This is a genomic window from Pseudomonas sp. Sample_16, from assembly GCF_004307665.1.
Taxonomy (GTDB): Bacteria; Pseudomonadota; Gammaproteobacteria; order Pseudomonadales; family Pseudomonadaceae; genus Aquipseudomonas.
Window position 1 is genome coordinate 51,544 of the sequence record NZ_RCOB01000197.1, and the last position, 22,277, is coordinate 73,820.

Consider the following 22,277-nt stretch of genomic DNA (forward strand, 5'->3'; position numbering starts at 1 on the left):
AAGGCGTTAAACAGTAAAGGCCGCTTGCAGCAATTGTTCCTGCTGCTCGGCGTGCATCGATGCGTAACCGCATGCCGGTGCAGCAGAAGCCTCACGGCCCGCGTACTCAAGTACGAGAGACTTGTTGAGGTTGCTGATGCTGCGACGCATGTGGTGTTGGCTGCAGTACCACGCACCCTGGTTCATCGGCTCTTCCTGACACCAAACGGCATGCTTGGCGTTGGTGTAAGGAGCCAGGACTTCTTTCAAGTCGTCCTCAGGGAATGGGTACAGCTGCTCGATACGCACGATGGCGATATCGTCACGGCCTTCGGCACGGCGTTTTTCCAGCAGGTCGTAGTAGACCTTGCCGCTACACAGAACAACGCGCTCGACCTTTTTCGGGTCCAGGGCATCGATTTCCGGGATAACGGTCTGGAACGAACCTTCGGCCAGATCTTCCAGGGTCGAGATGGCCAGTTTGTGGCGCAACAGCGACTTCGGAGTCAGGACTACCAGCGGTTTGCGCAGCGGGCGGATCACCTGACGGCGCAGCAAGTGGTAGATCTGAGCCGGCGTCGTCGGCATGCACACCTGAATGTTGTGCTCGGCGCACAACTGCAGGTAACGCTCCAGACGAGCCGAGGAGTGCTCCGGCCCCTGACCTTCATAACCGTGTGGCAGCAGCATGGTCAGGCCGCACAGACGGCCCCACTTGTGCTCGCCACTGGTGATGAACTGGTCGATCACGACCTGGGCGCCGTTGGCGAAGTCGCCGAACTGGGCTTCCCAGATAACCAGCGCGTTCGGCGTGGTGGTCGAATAACCGTATTCGAACGCCAGCACCGCTTCTTCGGACAGGAACGAGTCGTACAGGTCGAAGCGTGGCTGACCGTCGTACAGGTTCTGCAGCGGGATGTAGGTGCCCGCGTCTTTTTGGTTGTGCAGCACGGCATGACGGTGCGAGAACGTACCGCGGCCGATGTCCTGGCCGGTCATGCGGATCGGGTGACCTTCGAACGCCAGGGTCGCGTACGCCATGGTTTCGGCGTAACCCCAGTTGATCGGCAGGCCGCCGGCTTGCATCTTCTGACGGTCTTCGTAGATCTTCGCGACCTGGCGCTGAACCACGAAGCCTTCCGGAATTTCCAGCAGCTTGGCGGACAGTTCCTGAAGGGTCTTCAGATCGAAACGAGTGTCGTGACGCGCGGTCCAGGCGTGGCCCAGATACGGACGCCAGTCCACGAACAACTCTTTGTTCGGCTCTTTGACCAGGCTTTTCACTACGTGCAGACCGTTGTCCAGCGCGTTGCGGTATTCGTCGACTTTCGCCTGAACACGCTCTGCGTCAAGTACACCGGCCTGGGTCAGACGATCGGCATACAGCTCACGGGTGGTGCGCTGCTTGGTGATCTGCTGATACATCAGAGGCTGGGTACCGCTTGGCTCGTCGGCCTCGTTGTGGCCGCGACGACGGTAGCAGACCAGATCGATCACCACGTCACGCTTGAACTGCATGCGGTAGTCGATGGCCAGCTGGGTCACGAACAGTACGGCTTCCGGATCATCACCATTCACATGGAGGATCGGCGCCTGGATCATTTTCGCGACGTCGGTGGCGTACTCGGTGGAACGCGAGTCCAGCGGGTTGCTGATGGTGAAACCGACCTGGTTGTTGATCACGATGTGCACGGTGCCGCCGGTCTTGAAACCGCGGGTCTGCGACATCTGGAAGGTTTCCATCACCACGCCCTGACCTGCAAAAGCAGCGTCACCGTGGATGGAGATCGGCAGGACTTTTTCACCGGTAGGGTCGTTACGACGATCCTGACGGGCACGAACCGAACCTTCGACCACTGGCGATACGATTTCCAGGTGGGACGGGTTGAAGGCCATGGCCAGGTGCACTTCACCGCCGGTGGTCATCACGTTGGACGAGAAGCCCTGGTGGTATTTAACGTCACCGGAACCGAGCTCGACCTTCTTCTTGCCTTCGAACTCGTCGAACAACTCGCGCGGGTTCTTGCCGAAGGTGTTGACCAGCACGTTCAGACGGCCACGGTGGGCCATGCCAATGACGATTTCCTTGGTGCCGTACGAGCCGGAACGCTGGATCAACTCGTCGAGCATCGGAATCAGGCTCTCGCCGCCTTCCAGACCGAAACGCTTGGTACCCGGGTATTTGGTGCCCAGGTATTTCTCCAGGCCTTCACCGGCGGTCACGCGCTCAAGCAAATGGCTCTTGATGTCGGCGGAGTACGTCGGACGGCCGCGCACGCTTTCCAGACGCTGCTGGAACCACTGGCGCTGCTCGGAATCGGTGATGTGCGTGAATTCAGCGCCGATGGTGCGGCAATATGTCTGCTGCAACGCTTCGTGAATTTCGCGTAGGCTCGCTTCCTCTTTGCCGATGAACAGGTCGCCGGCACGGAAGGTCGTATCAAGATCGGCATTGGTCAAGCCGTAATGATTGATCGACAGGTCTGCAGGTGCAGGACGCTGCCACAGCCCCAGCGGGTCAAGCTGGGCTGCCTGGTGGCCACGCATACGGTAGGCCTGGATCAATCGCAGCACTTCAACTTGCTTCTTCTCGTGCTCACTGCTCACGCTGCCGGCGGAAACCGGTTGGGCGCGGCGCTGGTTCTTTGCCAGCAAGACGAAATGATCGCGAATTGTGGAGTGCGAAACATCGGTGGCAGAGTTGCCGTCAGCTGGCAACTTCTGGAAGTAGGTGCGCCACTCTTCTGGCACAGCGTTAGGGTCGTGCAGGTAGAGCTCGTAGAGCTCTTCCACATAGGCAGCGTTACTACCGGATAGGTAGGCGCTGTTCCACATGCGCTGCATCACGCTTTCTTGCATGCTTGGTCACCCTCGGTTAGGGGAACACCACCGGTGTCGACACCGAGCAAACTTGCAGAAGTCCGAATGCAGCGACCAAAACAAGCCACTAGGATCACACTGATAGTCCGGGTACCAGCCCGGATGCCCCTGCTTGTCTCATTTCTTCAAAATAAGAGCCGCAGCCTTATAAGCTGCTGCTCAGGTTAAAACTACGGCGCCGGTTGAAGCCTGCGCCGCAGCATCTACGGGTACAGCGGTACTACATTTGCAGCAGCTGAATCACACGCCGCTTTGCAGCAACATGTTACGGATGTGACCGATGGCCTTAGTCGGGTTCAGGCCTTTCGGACATACGTTGACGCAGTTCATGATCCCGCGGCAGCGGAATACGCTGAACGGGTCATCCAGCGAAGCCAGTCGCTCGGTAGTCTTGGTATCGCGGCTGTCTGCCAGGAAGCGGTACGCTTGCAGCAGGGCAGCCGGGCCCAGGAACTTGTCCGGGTTCCACCAGAAGGATGGGCAAGAGGTCGAGCAGCAAGCGCACAGAATGCACTCGTACAGACCGTCGAGCTTTTCACGCTCTTCCGGGGACTGCAGACGCTCGATGGCCGGAGCCGGCGTGTCGTTCTGCAGGAATGGCTTAACCTTCTCGTATTGCTTGTAGAAGATGCTCATATCGACGACCAGGTCACGGATAACCGGCAAACCTGGCAGAGGACGAACGATCAACTTGTTACCTTTTACAACAGCAGACAGTGGCGTGACGCAGGCCAGGCCGTTCTTGCCGTTGATGTTCATGCCGTCGGAACCACATACGCCTTCACGGCAAGAGCGACGATAGGAGAAACCTTCGTCCTGCTCTTTGATCAGGGCCAGCACGTCCAGCACCATCAGGTCTTTACCACCGGTATCGACCTGGAATTCCTGCATGAACGGCGCGGCGTCCTGATCAGGGTTGTAACGATAAACGCTGACTTGCAACATGGCGGCCACCCTTAATAAGTCCGAATCTTAGGTTCAAAAGTCGGAACAGTCTTCGGCGAGAAGTTCACAGCACGCTTGGTCACGCGCTTGTCACCCGGGAAGTACAGGGTGTGGCACAGCCAGTTTTCGTCGTCACGATCTTCGAAGTCTTCACGGGCGTGAGCGCCGCGGGACTCTTTACGAACTTCGGCAGCGATGGCGGTAGCTTCAGCCACTTCCAGCAGGTTTTGCAGTTCCAGAGCTTCGATACGCGCGGTGTTGAACGCTTGCGACTTATCGTTGATCTTGACGTTGGCGATGCGCTTGCGCAGATCGGCCAGCTGGGCAATACCCTTCTGCATGTATTCGCCGGTACGGAATACACCGAAGTAGTTCTGCATGCAGTTTTGCAGCTCGCGACGCAGGGTCGCCACGTCTTCGCCCTCGGTACGCTCGTTCAGAGCGGACAGGCGCGCCAGGGCAGCTTCGATGTTGGCGTCGGTGGCGTCGTCGTATTCGATACCGTCGGTCAGCGCCTTTTCCAGGTGCAGGCCGGCAGCGCGACCGAATACCACCAGGTCGAGCAGCGAGTTGCCGCCCAGACGGTTGGCACCGTGAACCGATACGCAAGCCACTTCGCCCACGGCGAACAAGCCAGGGATGATGGCGTCGGCGCCGTCAGCGTCCTGAGTGATCGCCTGGCCATGAATGTTGGTGGCAACGCCGCCCATCATATAGTGGCAGGTTGGAACAACCGGAACCGGAGCAACCACCGGGTCAACGTGTGCGAAAGTCTTCGACAGTTCGCAGATGCCTGGCAGACGGCTGTGCAGCACTTCCTCGCCCAGGTGGTCGAGTTTGAGCATTACGTGGTCGCCATTCGGACCGCAACCATTGCCGGCGATGATTTCTTTAACCATCGAACGGGCAACTACGTCACGACCGGCAAGGTCTTTGGCGTTCGGAGCATAACGCTCCATGAAACGCTCGCCGTGCTTGTTGATCAGGTAACCACCTTCACCACGGCAACCTTCTGTAACCAGTACACCGGCGCCGGCGATGCCGGTCGGGTGGAACTGCCACATTTCAATGTCTTGTACCGGTACGCCGGCACGCAGCGCCATGCCAACGCCGTCACCGGTGTTGATCAGGGCATTGGTGGTCGAAGCGTAGATACGACCTGCACCGCCGGTGGCCAGCACGGTGGCCTTGGCACGGATGTAGGTGGTTTCGCCGGTTTCGATGCAGATGGCGATAACACCGACGAACTCGCCTTGAGCGTTCTTCACCAGGTCAACAGCGTAGTACTCGTTCAGGAACGTGGTACCGGCTTTCAGGTTGCCCTGATAAAGGGTGTGCAGCAGCGCGTGACCGGTACGGTCGGAAGCGGCGCAGGTACGGGCAGCCTGCCCGCCTTTACCGTAATCCTTCGACTGACCGCCGAATGGACGCTGGTAGATACGGCCTTGCTCGGTACGCGAGAACGGCAGACCCATGTGGTCCAGCTCGAAAACGGCAGCCGGGCCTTCCTGACACATGTATTCGATAGCGTCCTGGTCACCGATGTAGTCGGAACCCTTGACGGTATCGTACATGTGCCAGCGCCAGTCATCGTTCGGGTCGGCCGACGCGATGGCGCAGGTGATGCCGCCCTGGGCGGATACAGTGTGCGAACGGGTCGGGAACACCTTGGTGATCACGGCAGTCTTGTGACCACCTTGTGCCAGTTGCAGCGCTGCGCGCATGCCGGCACCGCCACCACCAATAATGATGGCGTCGAAAGAAATCGTTGGAATGTTAGCCATGAATCAGATACCCCAGAGAATCTGCACACCCCAGACGAAGTAAGCGAACATCGCAACGCCGCATACTGCCTGGAAAAGGAAACGTACTGCAGTCGCGGACTTGCCCAGCGCCATCGGCGTCAGGTAGTCGGTCGCGATGGTCCACATGCCGACCCAGGCGTGAGCGCCCAGGGCCACGAGGGCCAGCAGACTGAAGATACGCATCCCGTTGTGGGCGAACAGGCCGTGCCATTGGTCGTAGCCAATGCCCGGGTTCGCAGCGAGGTATCCGATCAGGAAAATGAAATAAGCCGCGAGAACGACCGCAGACACACGTTGCGCCATCCAGTCATAAAGGCCGGAACGCGAAAGGTTCGTAACGCTGGTTACCATATCCAAACTCCTGCCAGAACGATCAACACCACGGAAACGGCGATGATAATTTTCGAGCCCAGGCGGCCGCCTTCCAGCGTCTCACCGATGCCCATATCCATGATCAAGTGGCGCACACCGGCTACCAGGTGATACAGAAGAGCGGACAGGAGGCCCCATGCTACGAACTTGGCCAGCGGGCTGGTCAAGCATGCCTTCACGTCGGCAAAACCTTCCTCGGAACCCAAGGACTTGCCCAATGCATAAAGCATGAAGCCAAGGCCCAGGAAGAGGATGATGCCGGAAACACGGTGAAGAAACGACGTAACGCCGGTGATGGGGAGTTTGATGGTCCTTAGGTCTAGGTTTACAGGTCGTTGGCTTTTCACGGCTTTTTTTTCACACTGAAGAGCCCCTAACAATCAGGGCAAAGTTGTTGGGGAGTGCACTGGTCAGGTAACCACCACCCAGGGATGCGACCCCCAATAAAGCAGGCCCAAAAGCCCTTGGCGGTCGGTGGCCGAGTATAGACAGTTAGGCTACTAATGACAACGCAAAGACCTAACCCAAACAGCGGATTGCGCAACGGGCATAAAAGGCGTAAATGGCAGGCAATTTCGAGAAAAAAGTACGGTTAAAGCCTTCTGGAGCAAGACTTTAGGCAAATTGACATTCGAATTTATCTCACTATAGTGGTGCGGGCCCTGCGTGGGGGGTCTGTCTGATGATTTCAAGCATAAATAGGAGGCCACATGGCTGACAAAAAAGCGCAGTTGATCATCGAGGGCGCAGCCCCCGTCGAGCTGCCCATTTTAACCGGCACCGTTGGTCCCGATGTTATCGATGTTCGGGGCCTGACGGCCACGGGCCGCTTCACCTTTGACCCAGGTTTCATGTCGACCGCCTCTTGCGAGTCGAAGATTACCTATATCGACGGCGACAACGGCATCCTGCTGCACCGCGGCTACCCGATCGAACAGCTGGCTGAAAAGTCGGACTACCTGGAAACCTGCTATCTGCTGCTCAACGGCGAACTGCCGACTGCAGAACAGAAGGCCCAGTTCGTCAGCACCGTGAAGAACCACACCATGGTTCACGAGCAGCTGAAGACCTTCTTCAACGGCTTCCGTCGCGACGCCCACCCGATGGCCGTCATGTGCGGCGTAGTCGGCGCCCTCTCGGCGTTCTACCACGACTCCCTGGACATCAATAACCCGCAGCATCGCGAAATCTCCGCGATCCGCCTGGTTGCCAAGATGCCGACCCTGGCAGCGATGGTTTACAAGTACTCCATGGGCCAACCCATGATGTACCCGCGCAACGACCTGACGTACGCGGAAAACTTCCTGCACATGATGTTCAACACCCCGTGCGAGATCAAACCGATCAGCCCGGTACTCGCCAAGGCCATGGACCGGATCTTCATCCTCCACGCCGACCACGAGCAGAACGCCTCGACGTCCACCGTGCGCCTGGCAGGTTCTTCGGGTGCCAACCCGTTCGCCTGTATCGCCGCCGGTATCGCTGCACTGTGGGGCCCTGCCCACGGCGGTGCCAACGAAGCCGTTCTGACCATGCTCGATGAGATTGGCGACGTCTCGAACATCGACAAATACATCGCCAAGGCCAAGGACAAAAACGATCCGTTCAAACTGATGGGCTTCGGTCACCGCGTTTACAAAAACCGTGACCCACGCGCCACCGTGATGAAAAAGACCTGCGACGAAGTGTTGAAAGAACTGGGCATCCAGAACGATCCGCAACTCGAACTGGCCATGCGCCTGGAAGAGATCGCCCTGACCGACCCGTACTTCATCGAACGCTCGCTGTACCCGAACGTCGACTTCTACTCGGGGATCATCCTCAAGGCGATCGGCATTCCAACCAGCATGTTCACCGTGATCTTCGCCCTGGCGCGGACCGTTGGCTGGATCTCCCACTGGAAGGAAATGCTCTCCAGCCCGTACAAGATCGGCCGTCCACGCCAGTTGTACACCGGCTACGAGTCGCGTGACATCACCAAGCTGGAAGACCGCAAGTAAGATCTGTCTTGCTGTAGCGAGTTGAGTTGTACCGGAAACGGCCTCTATTTATATAGAGGCCGTTTTTGTTAGTGAGCCTCATCGTTCAAACATCGAGGCGAACTGGTGCCCGCCCCGATTGCAGACGTACACATTTCTCCCGCTAAACCGCAATCCCTGTGGGAGCTGGCTTGCCAGCGATGGCGTCCTGACAACCAACCACCATGCCCCTGCAGGAGCGAGCCTGCTCGCGATTGACGTAAACGCTAACGCGGGTTGCCTGAATGCCTCCGTGTTGCCTGGACGTTTTTCGCGAGCAGGCTCGCTCCTACAGTAAATCGTGCAAATCCCGCAGATTCGGTTCGATAACCGCCCAATAAAAAATGCCCCGGTCTCTCGACCGGGGCATCCTTCATTACTGCGTTACTTATATAAAAGCATCAAGCCTTAGTGTGAAACCGCCCCGCTCGCCCCCAGACCAGTCTGCGAGCGAACGAATTGCGGGAAGAACAGCGCCCGCTCGTTGTCAGCCGCCGCTGACTTGTCGGTGATCGAGAAGAACCAGATGCCGACGAAGGCAATGATCATCGAGAACAGCGCTGGGTACTCATACGGGAAGATCGCCTTCTCGTGATGCAGGATCTGCACCCAGATGGTCGGGCCAAGCACCATCAGGCCAACAGCACTGACCAGACCCAGCCAGCCACCGATCATCGCACCGCGAGTGGTCAGCTTTTTCCAGTACATGGAAAGCAGCAGGACCGGGAAGTTGCAGCTCGCCGCGATGGAGAACGCCAGACCAACCATGAACGCGATGTTCTGGCTTTCGAACAGGATACCCAGAGCAATCGCCAGCACTGCCAGAGCGATGGTGGTGATTTTCGAGACGCGGATTTCATCCTTCTCGTTGGCCTTGCCTTTCTTGATCACGCTGGCATACAGGTCGTGGGACACCGCCGAAGCACCGGCCAGGGTCAGACCGGCAACTACTGCCAGAATGGTCGCGAACGCTACCGCCGAGATGAAGCCCAGGAAGATACTGCCGCCCACCGCGTTGGCCAGGTGCACCGCCGCCATGTTGTTACCGCCCAACAGTGCGCCAGCCGCATCTTTGAAGGCCGGGTTGGTGCTGACCAGCAGGATCGCGCCGAAGCCGATGATGAAAGTCAGGATATAGAAGTAGCCAATGAAGCCAGTCGCGTACAGCACGCTCTTGCGAGCTTCTTTTGCGTCACTCACGGTGAAGAAGCGCATCAGAATGTGTGGCAGGCCAGCGGTACCGAACATCAGCGCCAGACCCAGCGAGAAGGCCGAAATCGGGTCCTTGACCAGACCGCCCGGGCTCATGATCGCTTCGCCCTTGGCGTGAACCTTGATCGCTTCGGAGAACAATGTGTTGAAGTCAAAGCCTACGTGCTTCATCACCATCAGCGCCATGAACGAGGCACCGGACAGCAACAGCACAGCCTTGATGATCTGCACCCAGGTGGTCGCCAGCATGCCGCCGAACAGCACGTACATGCACATCAGCACACCGACCAGAATCACCGCGACGTGATAGTCCAGACCGAACAACAGCTGAATCAGCTTGCCGGCACCGACCATTTGCGCGATCAGGTAAAACGCTACCACCACCAACGATCCGCAAGCGGACAGCGAGCGGATCTGGGTTTGGCCCAGGCGATAGGACGCCACGTCGGCAAAGGTGTATTTACCCAGGTTACGCAGGCGCTCGGCGATCAGGAACAGAATGATTGGCCAGCCCACCAGGAAGCCGATCGAGTAGATCAGGCCATCGTAGCCGGAAGTGAACACCAGCGCGGAAATACCCAGGAAGGATGCCGCCGACATGTAGTCGCCAGCAATCGCCAGACCGTTCTGAAAACCGGTGATCTTGCCACCCGCCGCATAGTAGTCGGAGGCCGAGTTGTTTTTCTTGGATGCCCAGTAGGTGATGCACAGGGTGGCACCGACGAAGGCGACGAACATCACGATCGCCGACACGTTGAGCGGTTGTTTCTGAACGGCGCCGGTCAGGGCGTCAGCCGCCCAGGCGCCAGGTGCGAACGCTGCGATGCTCAAAAGAGCCATTAGACGCCGGATCATTGCTGAGCCTCCTTGAGAATCGCATTGTTCAGGTCGTCGAACTCGCCGTTGGCGCGTCGTACGTAAATACCCGTCAGGATGAAGGCCGAAATGATCAGACCAACACCGATCGGTATGCCCCAGGTAATCGATGACTCAGGGCTGATTTTTGCCCCCAGCACATGCGGCCCGTAAGCAATCAACAGGATGAATCCGGAGTAAAGCCCTAGCATGATCGCCGATAGAATCCAGGCGAATCGTTCCCTCTTGCTAACCAGCTCCTTGAATCGCGGGCTGTTTTGAATCGAGAGGTAAATGCTGTCGTTCATTGTTTTTATCCTCGCAGCACAGATTAAGTTGGAACGGTATCCACTCTATGCGGCTGCGGGGCAGGTTCCAGACGACCTTAGTCTTAGTACCACATGACAGAATTGCCAAACTTCGGTGCGGCGCCCCCCCCGCAAGAGCCAGGCTTGCCGGCGATGGCGATTTTGCAGGTGCCTTCGCCGGCAAGCCTGGCTCCTACAGAAAAGCAAAAGCCGCTTGGCAGTTACGCCAAGCGGCTTTGAGAGGAGCTCAATAGAAACTTCAGCTCACATCATTTGATCCAGTCAGCAACACGCTCCGGGTGTTTGGCTACCCAGTCCTTCGCTGCCGCGTCCGGCTTGGCGCCTTCCTGGATCGCCAGCATGACTTCGCCGATCTCGTCTTTCGAAGCCCACTGGAAGTTCTTCAGGAACTTGGCCACTTCCGGTGCTTTTGTTGCCAGCTCCTTGCTGCCGATGCTGTTCACGGTTTCAGCCGCGCCATACACGCCTTTCGGGTCTTCGAGGAAACGCAATTTCCACTTGGCGAACATCCAGTGCGGTACCCAACCGGTCACGGCAATGGATTCGTTCTTCTTTTCGGCACGGGTCAGTTCGGCAATCATGCCAGCGCCGGAACTGGCCTTGAGCTGGTAACCGGTCAGGTCGTAGTCCTTGATGGCCTGCTCGGTTTTAAGCATCACGCCTGAACCGGCATCGATGCCGACGATGCGTTTTTTGAAGCTGTCGTCGGTCTTCAGGTCTTCCAGCGACTTGGCCTTGACGTATTCCGGCACGATCAAGCCGATTTTTGCGTCCTTGAAGTTCGGACCGTAGTCGACCACCTGATCCTTGTTCTTGGCCCAGTAATCGCCGTGGGTCACCGGCAGCCAGGCCGAGAGCATGGCGTCGAGTTTGCCGGTGGCCACACCCTGCCACATGATCCCGGTCGCGACGGCTTGCAGCTTCACGTCATATCCGAGTTTCTGCTTGATGACTTCAGCAGCTACGTGAGTCGTCGCGACGCTGTCGGACCAGCCGTCAACGTAACCGATGCTCAGGGTCTTGCTCTCGGCATTGGCGAATGTGGAACCCATCGCAAGTACCAGTGCGGCACCTGCACCTAAAAGTCGTCGCATCTTCATCGTTACTTCCCCGAAAGTGCTGCGCTCGACGGGTGCCGAGTCGCGTCAACGTATTGTTCTGGTGCACAGCGCCCCCATCACGCTTCACCGCAAACCCGTTCAATCATCAGCGCGTTTATCAACGAGGGTACTGACGCCTCCGATAATCAACCTGACGCTATAAGCGACCTGCTCTGCCAGCGACCTCAAGGCATCGAGAAACGACATCAGAACGCCATTAATCCTGAGGGCGACAAACGCCCCGGACAATCCGCCCGAACTTTGCATGTCAAAATCATGCGAGCCACCAAGCACAGTACAAATGCAGGTAACATGCGCCGCTTTGCTCCCAGACGGCCTGATCATGCCCGCGACATCTCGCTTTCCTTTTTTTGCTTATCTGTTCGCCTGCCTGCTGGGGCTTTTTGCCCTTTGTGGTTTCTGGTACGGCATTGGTAAACCGGTGACCCTGCCGGATGTCGCCAGCGCCACGCACAAACTGCAATGCGCCTCCTACACCCCGTTCGACAAAGACCAATCGCCGTTCGACGTACCGTTCAACCTGCGCCCGGAGCGCATGGACGCCGACCTCGCGCTGCTGTCCAAAAGCTTCGAATGCATCCGCACCTACTCCATGACCGGGCTCGAAGCCGTTCCCGACCTCGCACGTAAACACGGCTTGAAGCTGATGATCGGCGCCTGGGTCAACAGCAACCCGGTGGATACCGAAAAAGAAGTCGACCTGCTGATTGCGTCGGCCAACGCCAACGCCGACGTGGTGACCGCTGTGATCGTCGGCAACGAAACCCTGCTGCGCAAAGAAGTCACCGGGGCACAACTGGCCCGGCTGATCACCAAGGTCAAAAGCCAGGTCAAGCAACCCGTCACCTATGCCGACGTCTGGGAGTTTTGGCTCAAGCATCCGGAAATCGCGCCGGTCGTGGATTTCCTGACCATCCACTTGTTGCCGTACTGGGAAGACGATCCTTCGAACATCGATGCCGCACTGCAACACGTCGCCGAAGTGCGTCAGGTGTTCGGCAACAAGTTCGCACCCAAGGACGTGATGATTGGCGAAACCGGCTGGCCCAGCGAAGGCCGTCAGCGCGAAACCGCCCTGCCGAGCCGGGTCAATGAAGCGAAATTCATTCGCGGTTTTGTCACCAAGGCCGAGCAGCACGGCTGGCACTACAACCTGATCGAAGCCTTCGACCAGCCATGGAAACGCGCCAGTGAAGGCGCCGTGGGTGGCTACTGGGGGCTGTTCGATGCCGATCGGCAGGACAAAGGCGTGCTGGCCGGTCCGGTGTCGAACGTACCGTACTGGTCGCAGTGGCTGGTTGTGGGCGGCCTGATCTTTGTCGGGACGCTTGTGCTGGGCGGCCGCGTCCGCAGCACCCGCGCAGCGCTGGTCCTGCCGTTGTTTGCGGCATTGGCTGCGTGCTCCATCGGCGTGTGGGGCGACCTCGCCCGCGTGACTACCCGTTTCACCAGCGAGTGGTTGTGGGTGGCATTGCTGACTGCGCTGAACCTGTTGGTGCTGGTGCACGCCGCCCTGACGCTGAGTCCTCGTACAGGATGGCGAGCACAGGCGTTCAACGCACTTGAGCGTCGCTCAGGCTGGCTGGTTGCGGTGATCGGCTTTGCAGCGGCGGTGAGCATGCTGGAGCTGGTATTTGACCCGCGCTACCGCAGCTTCCCGAGCGTCGCGTTCATCGTGCCGGCACTGGTGTATCTGTGCCGTCCGGTGAGCGTGCCGCGCCGGGAAATCGCGTTGCTGACCTTCATCATCGGAGCGGGCATTGCGCCGCAGTTGTTCCGGGAAGGTCTGCAGAATCAGCAGGCTTGGGGCTGGGCGTTGGTGAGTGGGTTGATGGTGGCGGCGTTGTGGCGCTGCTTGCGCGTTCGCAAGGTTTAACCCTAATCAAATTTACGGCCCTCATCGCGGGCAAGCCCGCTCCCACAAGGATCGTTGTCGTTCACAATTGCGTGTTCGCCGATGAACCTGTGGGAGCGGGCTTGCCCGCGATGGCTGACAGTCAAGCGCTACGGGTTTCTCTGACCAACCGCAACCCCGCAATCACCACCGCAAACACCGCCAGCGTCGTGTTGTACAAGGCCAGAGCCGGAAAACCCAATGCCAGCGCCAATACCGCCAGCCACCACCCTGCCCGCCCCGGCACGACAAAGCCGATGATGGCAGCGGCCAGTGCGCCATAGCCCAGAATCTTGAAGTGAATCATCAGGCCCAGGTTCGAGCGAACCTGACATTCCCAGCGGCTCGCCTCATCCACGCAGAGGCCGACCCACTGTGCATCTTCCATAAAGCCATAACGCGCGCCATAACTGGCGGCCAGCCATAGAGGCAGCACAATGAGCAGCAGGATCACGGGCAGACGGCGGGACATGAAACACTCCAATCAACGAAAACGGCGGTCAGCTTAATCTCCCGACGGTCTTTCGCAAGCGCTAACAACAGTTAACTGGCCTTTCAATCGCTGCAAAGTGTATCGTCGAGCTACTATTACTCCGAATTAAGCCTGTTTGGTGCCGATGCGTGGCACTTTGGCGCAAATCCAGTGGTCATAGCCTGCGAACTTCATTCGGCACCTTCCTCTAAGGGATCTAGTCATGCTCCGTTCCTTGCGCTTCGCCGCCCTGTTTGGCGGCCTTATCTTGAGTGCGTCCGCACTGGCGGTCGACATCGACGCCGCCAGTTATGGCTATCCCCTGACTAACCCGTTCGAGGCAACCATTGCCACGACGCCACCGGATTTGCGTCCCGAACTGCCGCTTGACGACGACATCAATCAGTCGGATCGCAGCATCACCTTGCGCCCTGAGCGTGCGTTCGAACTGCCGGACAATTTTTGGGCAGTGAAGAAACTCACCTATCGCATCGCCACCCAGGATAAAGCGGCACCGCTGATTTTCCTGATCGCCGGCACGGGCGCGCGCTACGACAGCAGCCTCAACGAATACCTGAAAAAGCTCTACTACAAAGCCGGTTACCACGTGGTGCAATTGTCGTCGCCCACCAGTTTCGACTTCATGAGCGCCGCGTCCCGCTTCGCGACCCCGGGCATCACCAAGGAAGATGCCGAAGACATGTACCGGGTGATGCAATCCGTGCGGGCGCAGAACCCTAACGTACCGGTAACCGATTTCTACCTGACCGGTTACAGCCTCGGCGCATTGGATGCAGCCTTCGTCGCGCATCTGGACGAAACCCGCCGCAGCTTCAATTTCAAGAAGGTGCTGCTGCTCAACCCGCCGGTCAACCTCTACACCTCGATCACCAATCTCGACAAACTGGTACAGACCGAGGTCAAGGGCATCAACAACACCACTACCTTCTATGAGCTGGTACTGAACAAGTTGACCCGCTACTTCCAACAAAAGGGCTACATCGACCTCAACGATGCCCTGCTCTACGACTTCCAGCAGTCCAAGCAGCACCTCACCAACGAACAGATGGCCATGCTGATCGGTACCTCGTTCCGCTTCTCGGCGGCCGATATCGCCTTTACCTCGGACCTGATCAACCGCCGCGGCCTGATCACTCCCCCGAAAACACCGATTACAGAAGGCACCAGTCTCACCCCGTACCTCAAGCGTGCATTGCAGTGTGATTTCGACTGCTACATCACTGAACAGGTGATCCCGATGTGGCGTGCGCGCACCGACGGTGGCAGCCTGCTGCAACTGATCGACCAGGTGAGCTTGTACGCACTGAAGGATTACCTGCGCGACAGCCCGAAAATTGCCGTCATGCACAACGCTGACGACGTGATCCTCGGCCCGGGTGACCTCGGGTTCCTGCGCCAGACGTTCGGCGATCGCTTGACCGTTTACCCGCTGGGCGGCCATTGCGGCAACCTTAACTACCGCGTCAACAGCGACGCCATGCTGGAGTTCTTCCGTGGCTAAATATCTCCTGCTTATCGCTGCGTTACTCTGTGCAGGCGTTGCCAATGCCGACAACAGCAAAGCCAATGCTCCAGTCGTTGTCGACAGTGACGGTTTCAAGGAGCCGTTGAGCAAACTCAAATTCAACCCGGGGCTGGATCAGCGTGAGTTCGAACGTTCGACGCTCAGCGCACTGAACGTCTATGACCCGCTGGAAGAATGGAACCGTCGCGTTTACCACTTCAACTACCGGTTCGACCAATGGGTGTTCCTGCCGGTGGTCGATGGCTATCGCTACATCACGCCGAGCTTTTTGCGTACCGGCGTCAGCAACTTCTTCAATAACCTGGGCGACGTGCCAAACCTGTTGAACAGCCTGTTGCAGTTCAAGGGCCAGCGCTCCATGGAGATCACCGGTCGGCTGCTGCTCAACACCACCATTGGTATCGCCGGCCTGTGGGACCCGGCCACCGCCATGGGCCTGCCACGCCAGAGCGAGGACTTCGGCCAGACGCTGGGCTTCTATGGTGTTCCGGGCGGCGCCTACTTCGTACTGCCGATACTTGGCCCGTCGAACCTGCGTGACACTGGCGGCTTGTTGGTCGATTACAGCGCCGAGAACGCAATCAACTTCCTCAACGTTGCCGAAGTCAGCTCCAACCATCCGGAAGTCTGGGTCCTGCGTGGCGTCGACAAGCGCTATCAGACCAGCTTCCGCTATGGCCAGCTGAACTCGCCGTTCGAGTACGAGAAGGTGCGTTACGTGTACACCGAGTCGCGCAAACTGCAGATAGCCGAGTAATTCGGCGGCAACAAAAAAGGCCATTCGATTCCAGTCGAAGGGCCTTTTTCATTTTGCGCGGCATACATCGCCAAGATCGCAGCCTGTAGGATCTATCGCAGGCTGCGTTATTTTCAGCCTCTCGCAACTTTCCAGATTTTGCTGATAGCCATCACCCCAAGCAACACCACCGCCCCAGCCACAATTCCCGCGACCGCATTGAGCAACGTTGGCACGATAAACCCGGCACCGCCCGCCGCTGCGCTGACACTTTCGATCCAGTGATGCACCACCGGCACGCCGTGGGTCAGGATGCCGCCACCCACCAGGAACATCGCCGCCGTGCCGATCACCGACAGGCTTTTCATCATGTACGGCGCCGCGCGTAGAATCCCGCCGCCGATGTTTTTGGCCACTTGGCCGGGTTTCTGTGTCAGCCACAGGCCTAGATCATCGAGCTTGACGATGCCGGCCACCAGCCCGTATACGCCGACAGTCATGACAATGGCGATGCCCGAGAGCACGACGATTTGCTGGGTCAGCGCCGAGTCAGCGACAACGCCAAGGGTAATGGCAATGATTTCTGCGGAAAGGATGAAATCGGTACGAATGGCGCCTTTGATCTTGTCCTTCTCGAACGCCACCAGGTCCACCGCCGGGTCCGCTACCGCCTCGACCAGTTCAGCATGTTCAGCCTGATCTTCGGCTTTGCTGTGCAAGAACTTGTGCGCAAGTTTCTCGAAGCCTTCGAAACACAGATAAGCGCCACCGACCATCAACAATGGCGTGACCAGCCATGGGATGAACGCGCTGATGGCAATTGCCGACGGCACCAGAATCAGCTTGTTGATGAACGAGCCCTTGGCTACCGCCCACACCACCGGAATTTCCCGTTCGGCACGCACACCGCTGACCTGCTGGGCATTGAGCGCCAGATCATCACCCAGCACGCCGGCCGTCTTCTTGGCGGCCATTTTGGTCATCAGGGCCACGTCATCCAGCACCGCAGCAATGTCGTCGATCAGCAACAGCAAACTGCTTCCTGCCATGAATCGGTTTCCTTCTTCAGTAAATGCGGTGCAGCATAGCGTGGCCGAGCGCCGCATGGTGCATTCTTGAGCGCCGCCGAACGCCGGTGCTACCATGCGCAACCGCCAGAACAGGCAAGGAACCCCCTGGTTTATGAGCACCATCCGCGAGCGCAACAAACAACTGATCCTGCGTGCCGCCAGTGAAGAATTTGCCGACAAGGGCTTCGCAGCGACCAAAACCAGCGATATCGCAGCCAAGGCGGGATTGCCCAAGCCCAACGTCTACTACTACTTCAAATCCAAGGAAAACCTCTACCGCGAGGTCCTGGAAAGTATCATCGAACCGATCCTTCAAGCCTCGACGCCATTCAACCCCGACGGCGTGCCCAGCGAAGTGCTGAGCGGCTACATTCGCTCGAAAATCCGCATCTCCCGCGACCTGCCTTTCGCCTCCAAGGTGTTTGCCAGCGAAATCATGCACGGCGCACCGCACCTGAGCACCGACCTGGTGGAACAGCTCAACAGCCAGGCCAAGCACAACATCGAGTGCATCCAGAGCTGGATCGACCGCGGCCAGATCGCCCCGATCGACCCCAACCACCTGATGTTCAGTATCTGGGCTGCGACCCAGACCTACGCCGACTTCGACTGGCAAATCACCGCCATCACCGGCAAGGCCAAGCTCGACGAAGAGGATTACGAAGCGGCTGCGCAGACGATTATTCGGTTGGTGTTGAAGGGGTGTGAGCCGGATTGATAGTCCGTGGTGGCCCATCGCTGGCAAGCCAGCTCCCACAGGTTTTTGTGTTGCACCCAATCTTGTGAACGACACACTTCGCTGTGGGAGCTGGCTTGCCAGCGATGAAGGCGACTCGATATTGACTCAAACCCAGACGGCGTCCCACAGCGGGTAATCACCAATTCTCTCGACCAGACCAGCCCGCAAGGGGTTGGCCACTACATAGCGCGCCATCTTCACCAGATCATCTTCCCGCCTTAACGCACGGTCGTGAAAGCCCTGCTGCCAAAGCGGCCCGTTCCTGTTACTGAAAAAATTCACCTCTCGAGTAACAAGCGACTTTGTCTCGCGCATTAGTCTGCGCAGTGAGGAGTTTTCCAGTTCGACCAGCCAATGAAAATGGTCTGGCATGACCACCCAGGCCAGTGATTTTGCCAATCCCAGATTCTGTGCCCGGCGAAATTGATGAACCACCAATCTGCCCAAAAAGAAGTCAGTAAAAATCGGCTCTCGATCCAGCGTGTTGGTCGTCAGCAAATAGATTCGACTGGGCTCGGCATAGCGGCCTGTTCGCAGACGGTTTGATGCGGGGAAATCAGGCATTCCGTTGCCTCTCTCATGATGAACTCATGAAAAGGCTAGACCGGGAAACTCTGAGCGGTAACACACACTTTTAGCTGGGGGTGTCTGGCAGATTGCAATCGCTGGCAAGCCAGCTCCCACAGGTCTGATGGTGTCCGCAAAATATGTGAACACCCCAATCCTTGTGGGAGCTGGCTTGCCAGCGATGACGCTGGTTCAGTCGCCAAAGATCAAGCCACAACCCCCGCATCCGCCCTCAACCCCAACGCCTCGATCGCAGTGATCGCACACTGCTCATCCACATCCGACAGATCCCCGCTGATGCCTACCGCCCCAAGCACGTTCCCGTCCTGATTCCGAATCAGCACACCTCCGGGTGCCGGCACCACACTGCCCTGGCCCAGGCTGTTCAACGCGGCGATGAAGGCCGGGCGCTGTTGCGCGTCCAGTGCCAACAGGCGTGAGCCCTTGCCCAGGGCGATAGCGCCCCAGGCTTTGCCGATGGCGACCTGCGGGCGCAGCAGGCTGGCGCCGTCTTCGCGTTGCAGGGTGATCAGGTGTCCGCCTGCGTCCAGCACGGCGATGGTCAAGGGCGCTGCGCAGATTGCACGCCCTGCGGTGATGGCCTCGTTGACCAGGTTGACTGCGACTTTCAAGGTTAAAGCGCTCATGGTGCCGTCCTCATTTTGTTTTTCGGAAAGCCGTGGGACTGCGCCGTTGTGCCGCAGTCCGATGCCACAAATAGAACACAATGAATTATTTTTTTGTATACAATAATTATCGAAAAGCGCCACATGCGACGAAAAGCCACAGTAGAACGGGCTTCCGACGAATGAAACGAGCGCTTGAGAAAATGGATTGACCTGCGCCGTCCGCCGTGAATACACTCTGCGCAAAGCCACTTGTATACAATTACAAAACGTAAAGAGGCACAAAACCATGAGCAAAATGAGAGCAATCGAAGCCGCCGTTCTGGTGATGCGCCGTGAAGGGGTTGATACCGCTTTTGGCATCCCGGGTGCTGCCATCAACCCGCTGTACTCCGCCCTGCAAAAGGTCGGCGGCATCGATCACGTACTCGCTCGCCACGTTGAAGGCGCCTCGCACATGGCCGAGGGTTACACCCGCACCAAGGCCGGCAACATCGGCGTGTGCATCGGTACTTCCGGCCCTGCCGGCACCGACATGGTCACCGGGCTCTACAGCGCCTCGGCCGACTCGATTCCAATCCTCTGCATCACCGGGCAAGCACCCCGCGCCCGTATGCACAAGGAAGACTTCCAGGCTGTCGACATCACCAGCATCGTCAAGCCAGTGACCAAATGGGCAACCACCGTTCTCGAACCGGGCCAGGTGCCCTACGCGTTCCAGAAAGCCTTTTATGAAATGCGCTCCGGCCGCCCTGGTCCTGTGCTGATCGACCTGCCGTTCGACGTGCAGATGGCTGAAATCGAATTCGACATCGACGCTTACCAGCCACTGCCGCTGGCCAAGCCGACCGCCAGTCGCGTCCAGGTCGAGAAGGCTCTGGCCTTGCTGGATCAGGCCGAACGCCCATTGCTGGTAGCCGGTGGCGGGATCATCAATGCCGACGCCAGTGACCTGCTGGTGGAATTCGCCGAGCTGACCGGTATCCCGGTCATCCCGACCCTGATGGGCTGGGGTACGATCCCGGACGATCACCCACTGATGGTCGGCATGGTCGGCCTTCAAACCTCGCACCGTTACGGAAACGCAACGATGCTGAAATCCGACGTAGTCCTGGGCATTGGTAACCGCTGGGCCAACCGTCATACCGGTTCGGTCGATGTCTATACCGAAGGCCGCAAGTTCATTCACGTCGACATCGAAGGCACGCAGATCGGCCGCGTGTTCACCCCGGACCTGGGCATCGTTTCCGACGCTGCCGCCGCGCTGACCGTGTTCATCGAAGTCGCTCGCGAATGGCAAGCCGCCGGCAAACTGAAGAACCGCAGTGCCTGGCTGCAGGATTGCCAGCAGCGCAAGGCCAGCCTGCAACGCAAGACTCACTTCGACAACGTGCCGGTCAAGCCGCAGCGCGTTTACGAAGAGATGAACCAGGTGTTCGGCAAAGACACTTGCTACGTCAGCACCATCGGTCTGTCGCAGATTGCCGGCGCGCAGTTCCTGCACGTCTACAAACCGCGTCACTGGATCAACTGCGGTCAGGCCGGCCCGCTCGGCTGGACCATTCCGGCAGCGCTGGGTGTGGTCAAGGCTGATCCGAACCGTAAAGTCGTGGCCCTGTCGGGGGACTATGACTTCCAGTTCATGATCGAAGAATTGGCAGTGGGCGCGCAGTTCAAGCTGCCGTACATTCATGTTGTGGTAAACAACTCGTACCTGGGTCTGATTCGTCAGGCACAGCGCGGTTTCGACATGGATTACTGCGTGCAGCTGTCCTTCGATAACCTCAACGCGCCGGAACTCAACGGTTACGGTGTCGACCACGTCGCGGTTGCCGAAGGCCTCGGTTGCAAGGCACTGCGTGTGTTCGAACCGGCTCAGATCCAGCCTGCCCTGCGCAAGGCTCAGGAACTGATCGAAGAGTTCAAGGTGCCCGTCATCGTTGAGATTATTCTGGAACGCGTGACCAACATTTCCATGGGCACCGAGATCAACGCCGTCAACGAATTCGAAGACCTGGCGCTGGTCGGCAACGATGCGCCAACGGCGATTTCGTTGCTTGATTAACTGCTGACCGCTCTGAATGATCGTTCCCACGCTCTGCGTGGGAATGCAGCCCGGGACGCTCTGCGTCCCAAAGCGGACGCAGAGCGTCCATTGAGGCATTCCCACGCAGAGCGTGGGAACGAGAACCTAAAACGGGAGACCACCATGCCGCGTTTCGCAGCCAACCTGTCCATGCTGTTCACCGAACAGGATTTCCTTGCCCGTTTCGACGCCGCCGCCAAGGCCGGTTTCAGTGGTGTCGAATACCTGTTCCCGTACGACTTCAGCTCGGCCGAAATCAAGGCCAGGCTCGACGCCAACGGTCTGACCCAAGTGCTGTTCAATCTGCCGGCCGGTGACTGGGCCAAGGGCGAACGCGGCATCGCGTGCCTGCCGGACCGGGTTGAAGAATTCCGCGCCGGAGTCGACCTGGCCATCGCTTACGCGCAAGTGCTGGGCAACTCCCAGGTCAACTGCCTGGCCGGCATTCGTCCGCAAGGCGTGGACGATGCCACTGTAGAGAAGACCTTCGTCGCCAACCTCAAGTACGCCGCCGACAAGCTGCAAGCGGCGGGCATCAAACTGGTGATGGAAGCGATCAACACCCGCGACATCCCGGGCTTCTACCTGAACAACACCGCGCAAGCCCTGTCGATTCGCGAGCAGGTCGGCAGCGCCAACCTGTTCCTGCAATACGACATCTACCACATGCAAATCATGGAAGGCGACCTGGCCCGCACCCTGCAATCGCATCTGGGCGAGATCAACCATGTACAGCTCGCGGACAACCCGGGGCGCAACGAACCAGGCACCGGTGAGATCAACTACCGCTTCCTGTTCGAACACCTGGACCGCATCGGTTACCAGGGTTGGGTCGGCTGCGAATACAAGCCGCTGACCACCACTGAAGCCGGCCTCGGCTGGTTGAAAACCCATAACGCGATCTGAGTTTAAACCGGGCCTCTGTGGCGAGGGAGCTTGCTCCCGCTGGGGTGCGAAGCGCCCCCAACAGCCATTCACTATGGTGATTCGGGCAGAACCGGTTCTCAGGATCTACGACTGCTTCG

19 protein-coding genes are annotated in these 22,277 nt (G+C 58.4%); 7 read left to right on the plus strand and 12 right to left on the minus strand.

Annotated elements, in window-relative coordinates:
• Window positions 1-6 precede the first annotated feature (6 nt).
• The 5 genes from D8U69_RS26070 to sdhC form a co-directional block, all read right to left on the minus strand.
• Entirely contained in the window at window positions 7-2,838 is a 2,832-nt protein-coding gene (locus tag D8U69_RS26070) for a 2-oxoglutarate dehydrogenase E1 component (protein ID WP_056852961.1), read from the minus strand.
• A gap of 261 nt (window positions 2,839-3,099) precedes the next feature.
• Window positions 3,100-3,804, minus strand: a complete 705-nt coding sequence (locus tag D8U69_RS26075; protein ID WP_056852962.1) for a succinate dehydrogenase iron-sulfur subunit — start codon at window positions 3,802-3,804, stop codon at window positions 3,100-3,102.
• An 11-nt stretch (window positions 3,805-3,815) separates the two neighbouring features.
• On the minus strand, window positions 3,816-5,588 hold the full coding sequence (gene sdhA / locus D8U69_RS26080; protein ID WP_056852963.1) for a succinate dehydrogenase flavoprotein subunit: 1,773 nt from the start codon (window positions 5,586-5,588) through the stop codon (window positions 3,816-3,818).
• A gap of 3 nt (window positions 5,589-5,591) precedes the next feature.
• Entirely contained in the window at window positions 5,592-5,960 is a 369-nt protein-coding gene (gene sdhD, locus D8U69_RS26085; RefSeq protein ID WP_007977503.1) for a succinate dehydrogenase, hydrophobic membrane anchor protein, read from the minus strand.
• A complete protein-coding gene (gene sdhC, locus D8U69_RS26090) occupies window positions 5,954-6,328 on the minus strand; it encodes a succinate dehydrogenase, cytochrome b556 subunit (protein ID WP_056852964.1) in 375 nt (124 codons plus the stop codon). The genes sdhD and sdhC overlap by 7 nt, the downstream gene beginning before the upstream one ends.
• Before the next feature lie 363 nt (window positions 6,329-6,691).
• On the opposite strand from sdhC, the gene gltA reads away from it, so the two are divergent.
• On the plus strand, window positions 6,692-7,981 hold the full coding sequence (gltA, locus tag D8U69_RS26095; RefSeq protein ID WP_056852965.1) for a citrate synthase: 1,290 nt from the start codon (window positions 6,692-6,694) through the stop codon (window positions 7,979-7,981).
• Window positions 7,982-8,407: 426 nt separating this feature from the next.
• Here gltA and D8U69_RS26100 read toward each other — a convergent pair whose 3' ends face one another.
• From D8U69_RS26100 to D8U69_RS26110, 3 genes are all read right to left on the minus strand, one after another.
• Window positions 8,408-10,066, minus strand: a complete 1,659-nt coding sequence (locus D8U69_RS26100) for a cation acetate symporter (RefSeq protein ID WP_056852966.1) — start codon at window positions 10,064-10,066, stop codon at window positions 8,408-8,410.
• Complete coding sequence (locus D8U69_RS26105; protein ID WP_056852967.1) at window positions 10,063-10,374, minus strand: DUF485 domain-containing protein; 312 nt, start codon at window positions 10,372-10,374, stop codon at window positions 10,063-10,065. Before D8U69_RS26105 ends, D8U69_RS26100 begins: the two co-directional genes overlap by 4 nt.
• A 269-nt stretch (window positions 10,375-10,643) precedes the next feature.
• Window positions 10,644-11,495: a glycine betaine ABC transporter substrate-binding protein gene (locus tag D8U69_RS26110; protein WP_130905247.1), complete on the minus strand. Its 852-nt coding sequence runs from the start codon at window positions 11,493-11,495 to the stop codon at window positions 10,644-10,646.
• A 301-nt stretch (window positions 11,496-11,796) separates the two neighbouring features.
• On the opposite strand from D8U69_RS26110, the gene D8U69_RS26120 reads away from it, so the two are divergent.
• Window positions 11,797-13,392: a beta (1-6) glucans synthase gene (locus D8U69_RS26120; protein ID WP_130908460.1), complete on the plus strand. Its 1,596-nt coding sequence runs from the start codon at window positions 11,797-11,799 to the stop codon at window positions 13,390-13,392.
• Between the two features lie 121 nt (window positions 13,393-13,513).
• Here D8U69_RS26120 and D8U69_RS26125 read toward each other — a convergent pair whose 3' ends face one another.
• The gene (locus tag D8U69_RS26125) at window positions 13,514-13,882 is read right to left on the minus strand and encodes a hypothetical protein (protein ID WP_056852970.1); all 369 of its coding nucleotides are present in this window, start codon (window positions 13,880-13,882) and stop codon (window positions 13,514-13,516) included.
• A 223-nt stretch (window positions 13,883-14,105) separates the two neighbouring features.
• Between D8U69_RS26125 and D8U69_RS26130 the strand changes: the two genes are divergently transcribed.
• The gene (locus D8U69_RS26130) at window positions 14,106-15,404 is read left to right on the plus strand and encodes a serine/threonine protein kinase (RefSeq protein ID WP_056852971.1); all 1,299 of its coding nucleotides are present in this window, start codon (window positions 14,106-14,108) and stop codon (window positions 15,402-15,404) included.
• Window positions 15,397-16,185 carry a VacJ family lipoprotein gene (locus tag D8U69_RS26135; RefSeq protein WP_056852972.1) on the plus strand — a complete coding sequence of 263 codons (789 nt, stop codon included), beginning with the start codon at window positions 15,397-15,399 and terminating at the stop codon, window positions 16,183-16,185. Before D8U69_RS26130 ends, D8U69_RS26135 begins: the two co-directional genes overlap by 8 nt.
• Before the next feature lie 113 nt (window positions 16,186-16,298).
• Here D8U69_RS26135 and D8U69_RS26140 read toward each other — a convergent pair whose 3' ends face one another.
• On the minus strand, window positions 16,299-17,213 hold the full coding sequence (locus D8U69_RS26140; protein ID WP_056852973.1) for a DUF808 domain-containing protein: 915 nt from the start codon (window positions 17,211-17,213) through the stop codon (window positions 16,299-16,301).
• A 133-nt stretch (window positions 17,214-17,346) separates the two neighbouring features.
• On the opposite strand from D8U69_RS26140, the gene D8U69_RS26145 reads away from it, so the two are divergent.
• Window positions 17,347-17,952 carry a TetR/AcrR family transcriptional regulator gene (locus D8U69_RS26145; RefSeq protein ID WP_056852974.1) on the plus strand — a complete coding sequence of 202 codons (606 nt, stop codon included), beginning with the start codon at window positions 17,347-17,349 and terminating at the stop codon, window positions 17,950-17,952.
• Window positions 17,953-18,078: 126 nt separating this feature from the next.
• On the opposite strand, the gene D8U69_RS26150 is transcribed toward D8U69_RS26145, so the two are convergent.
• Window positions 18,079-18,537 carry a transposase gene (locus D8U69_RS26150; protein WP_130908461.1) on the minus strand — a complete coding sequence of 153 codons (459 nt, stop codon included), beginning with the start codon at window positions 18,535-18,537 and terminating at the stop codon, window positions 18,079-18,081.
• A 209-nt stretch (window positions 18,538-18,746) separates the two neighbouring features.
• Window positions 18,747-19,187: a heme-binding protein gene (locus D8U69_RS26155; RefSeq protein WP_056852976.1), complete on the minus strand. Its 441-nt coding sequence runs from the start codon at window positions 19,185-19,187 to the stop codon at window positions 18,747-18,749.
• A gap of 268 nt (window positions 19,188-19,455) precedes the next feature.
• Between D8U69_RS26155 and gcl the strand changes: the two genes are divergently transcribed.
• On the plus strand, window positions 19,456-21,231 hold the full coding sequence (gene gcl, locus D8U69_RS26160; protein ID WP_015096202.1) for a glyoxylate carboligase: 1,776 nt from the start codon (window positions 19,456-19,458) through the stop codon (window positions 21,229-21,231).
• Between the two features lie 144 nt (window positions 21,232-21,375).
• A complete protein-coding gene (gene hyi, locus D8U69_RS26165; protein WP_130905242.1) occupies window positions 21,376-22,158 on the plus strand; it encodes a hydroxypyruvate isomerase in 783 nt (260 codons plus the stop codon).
• The last annotated feature ends 119 nt before the right edge of the window (window positions 22,159-22,277 follow it).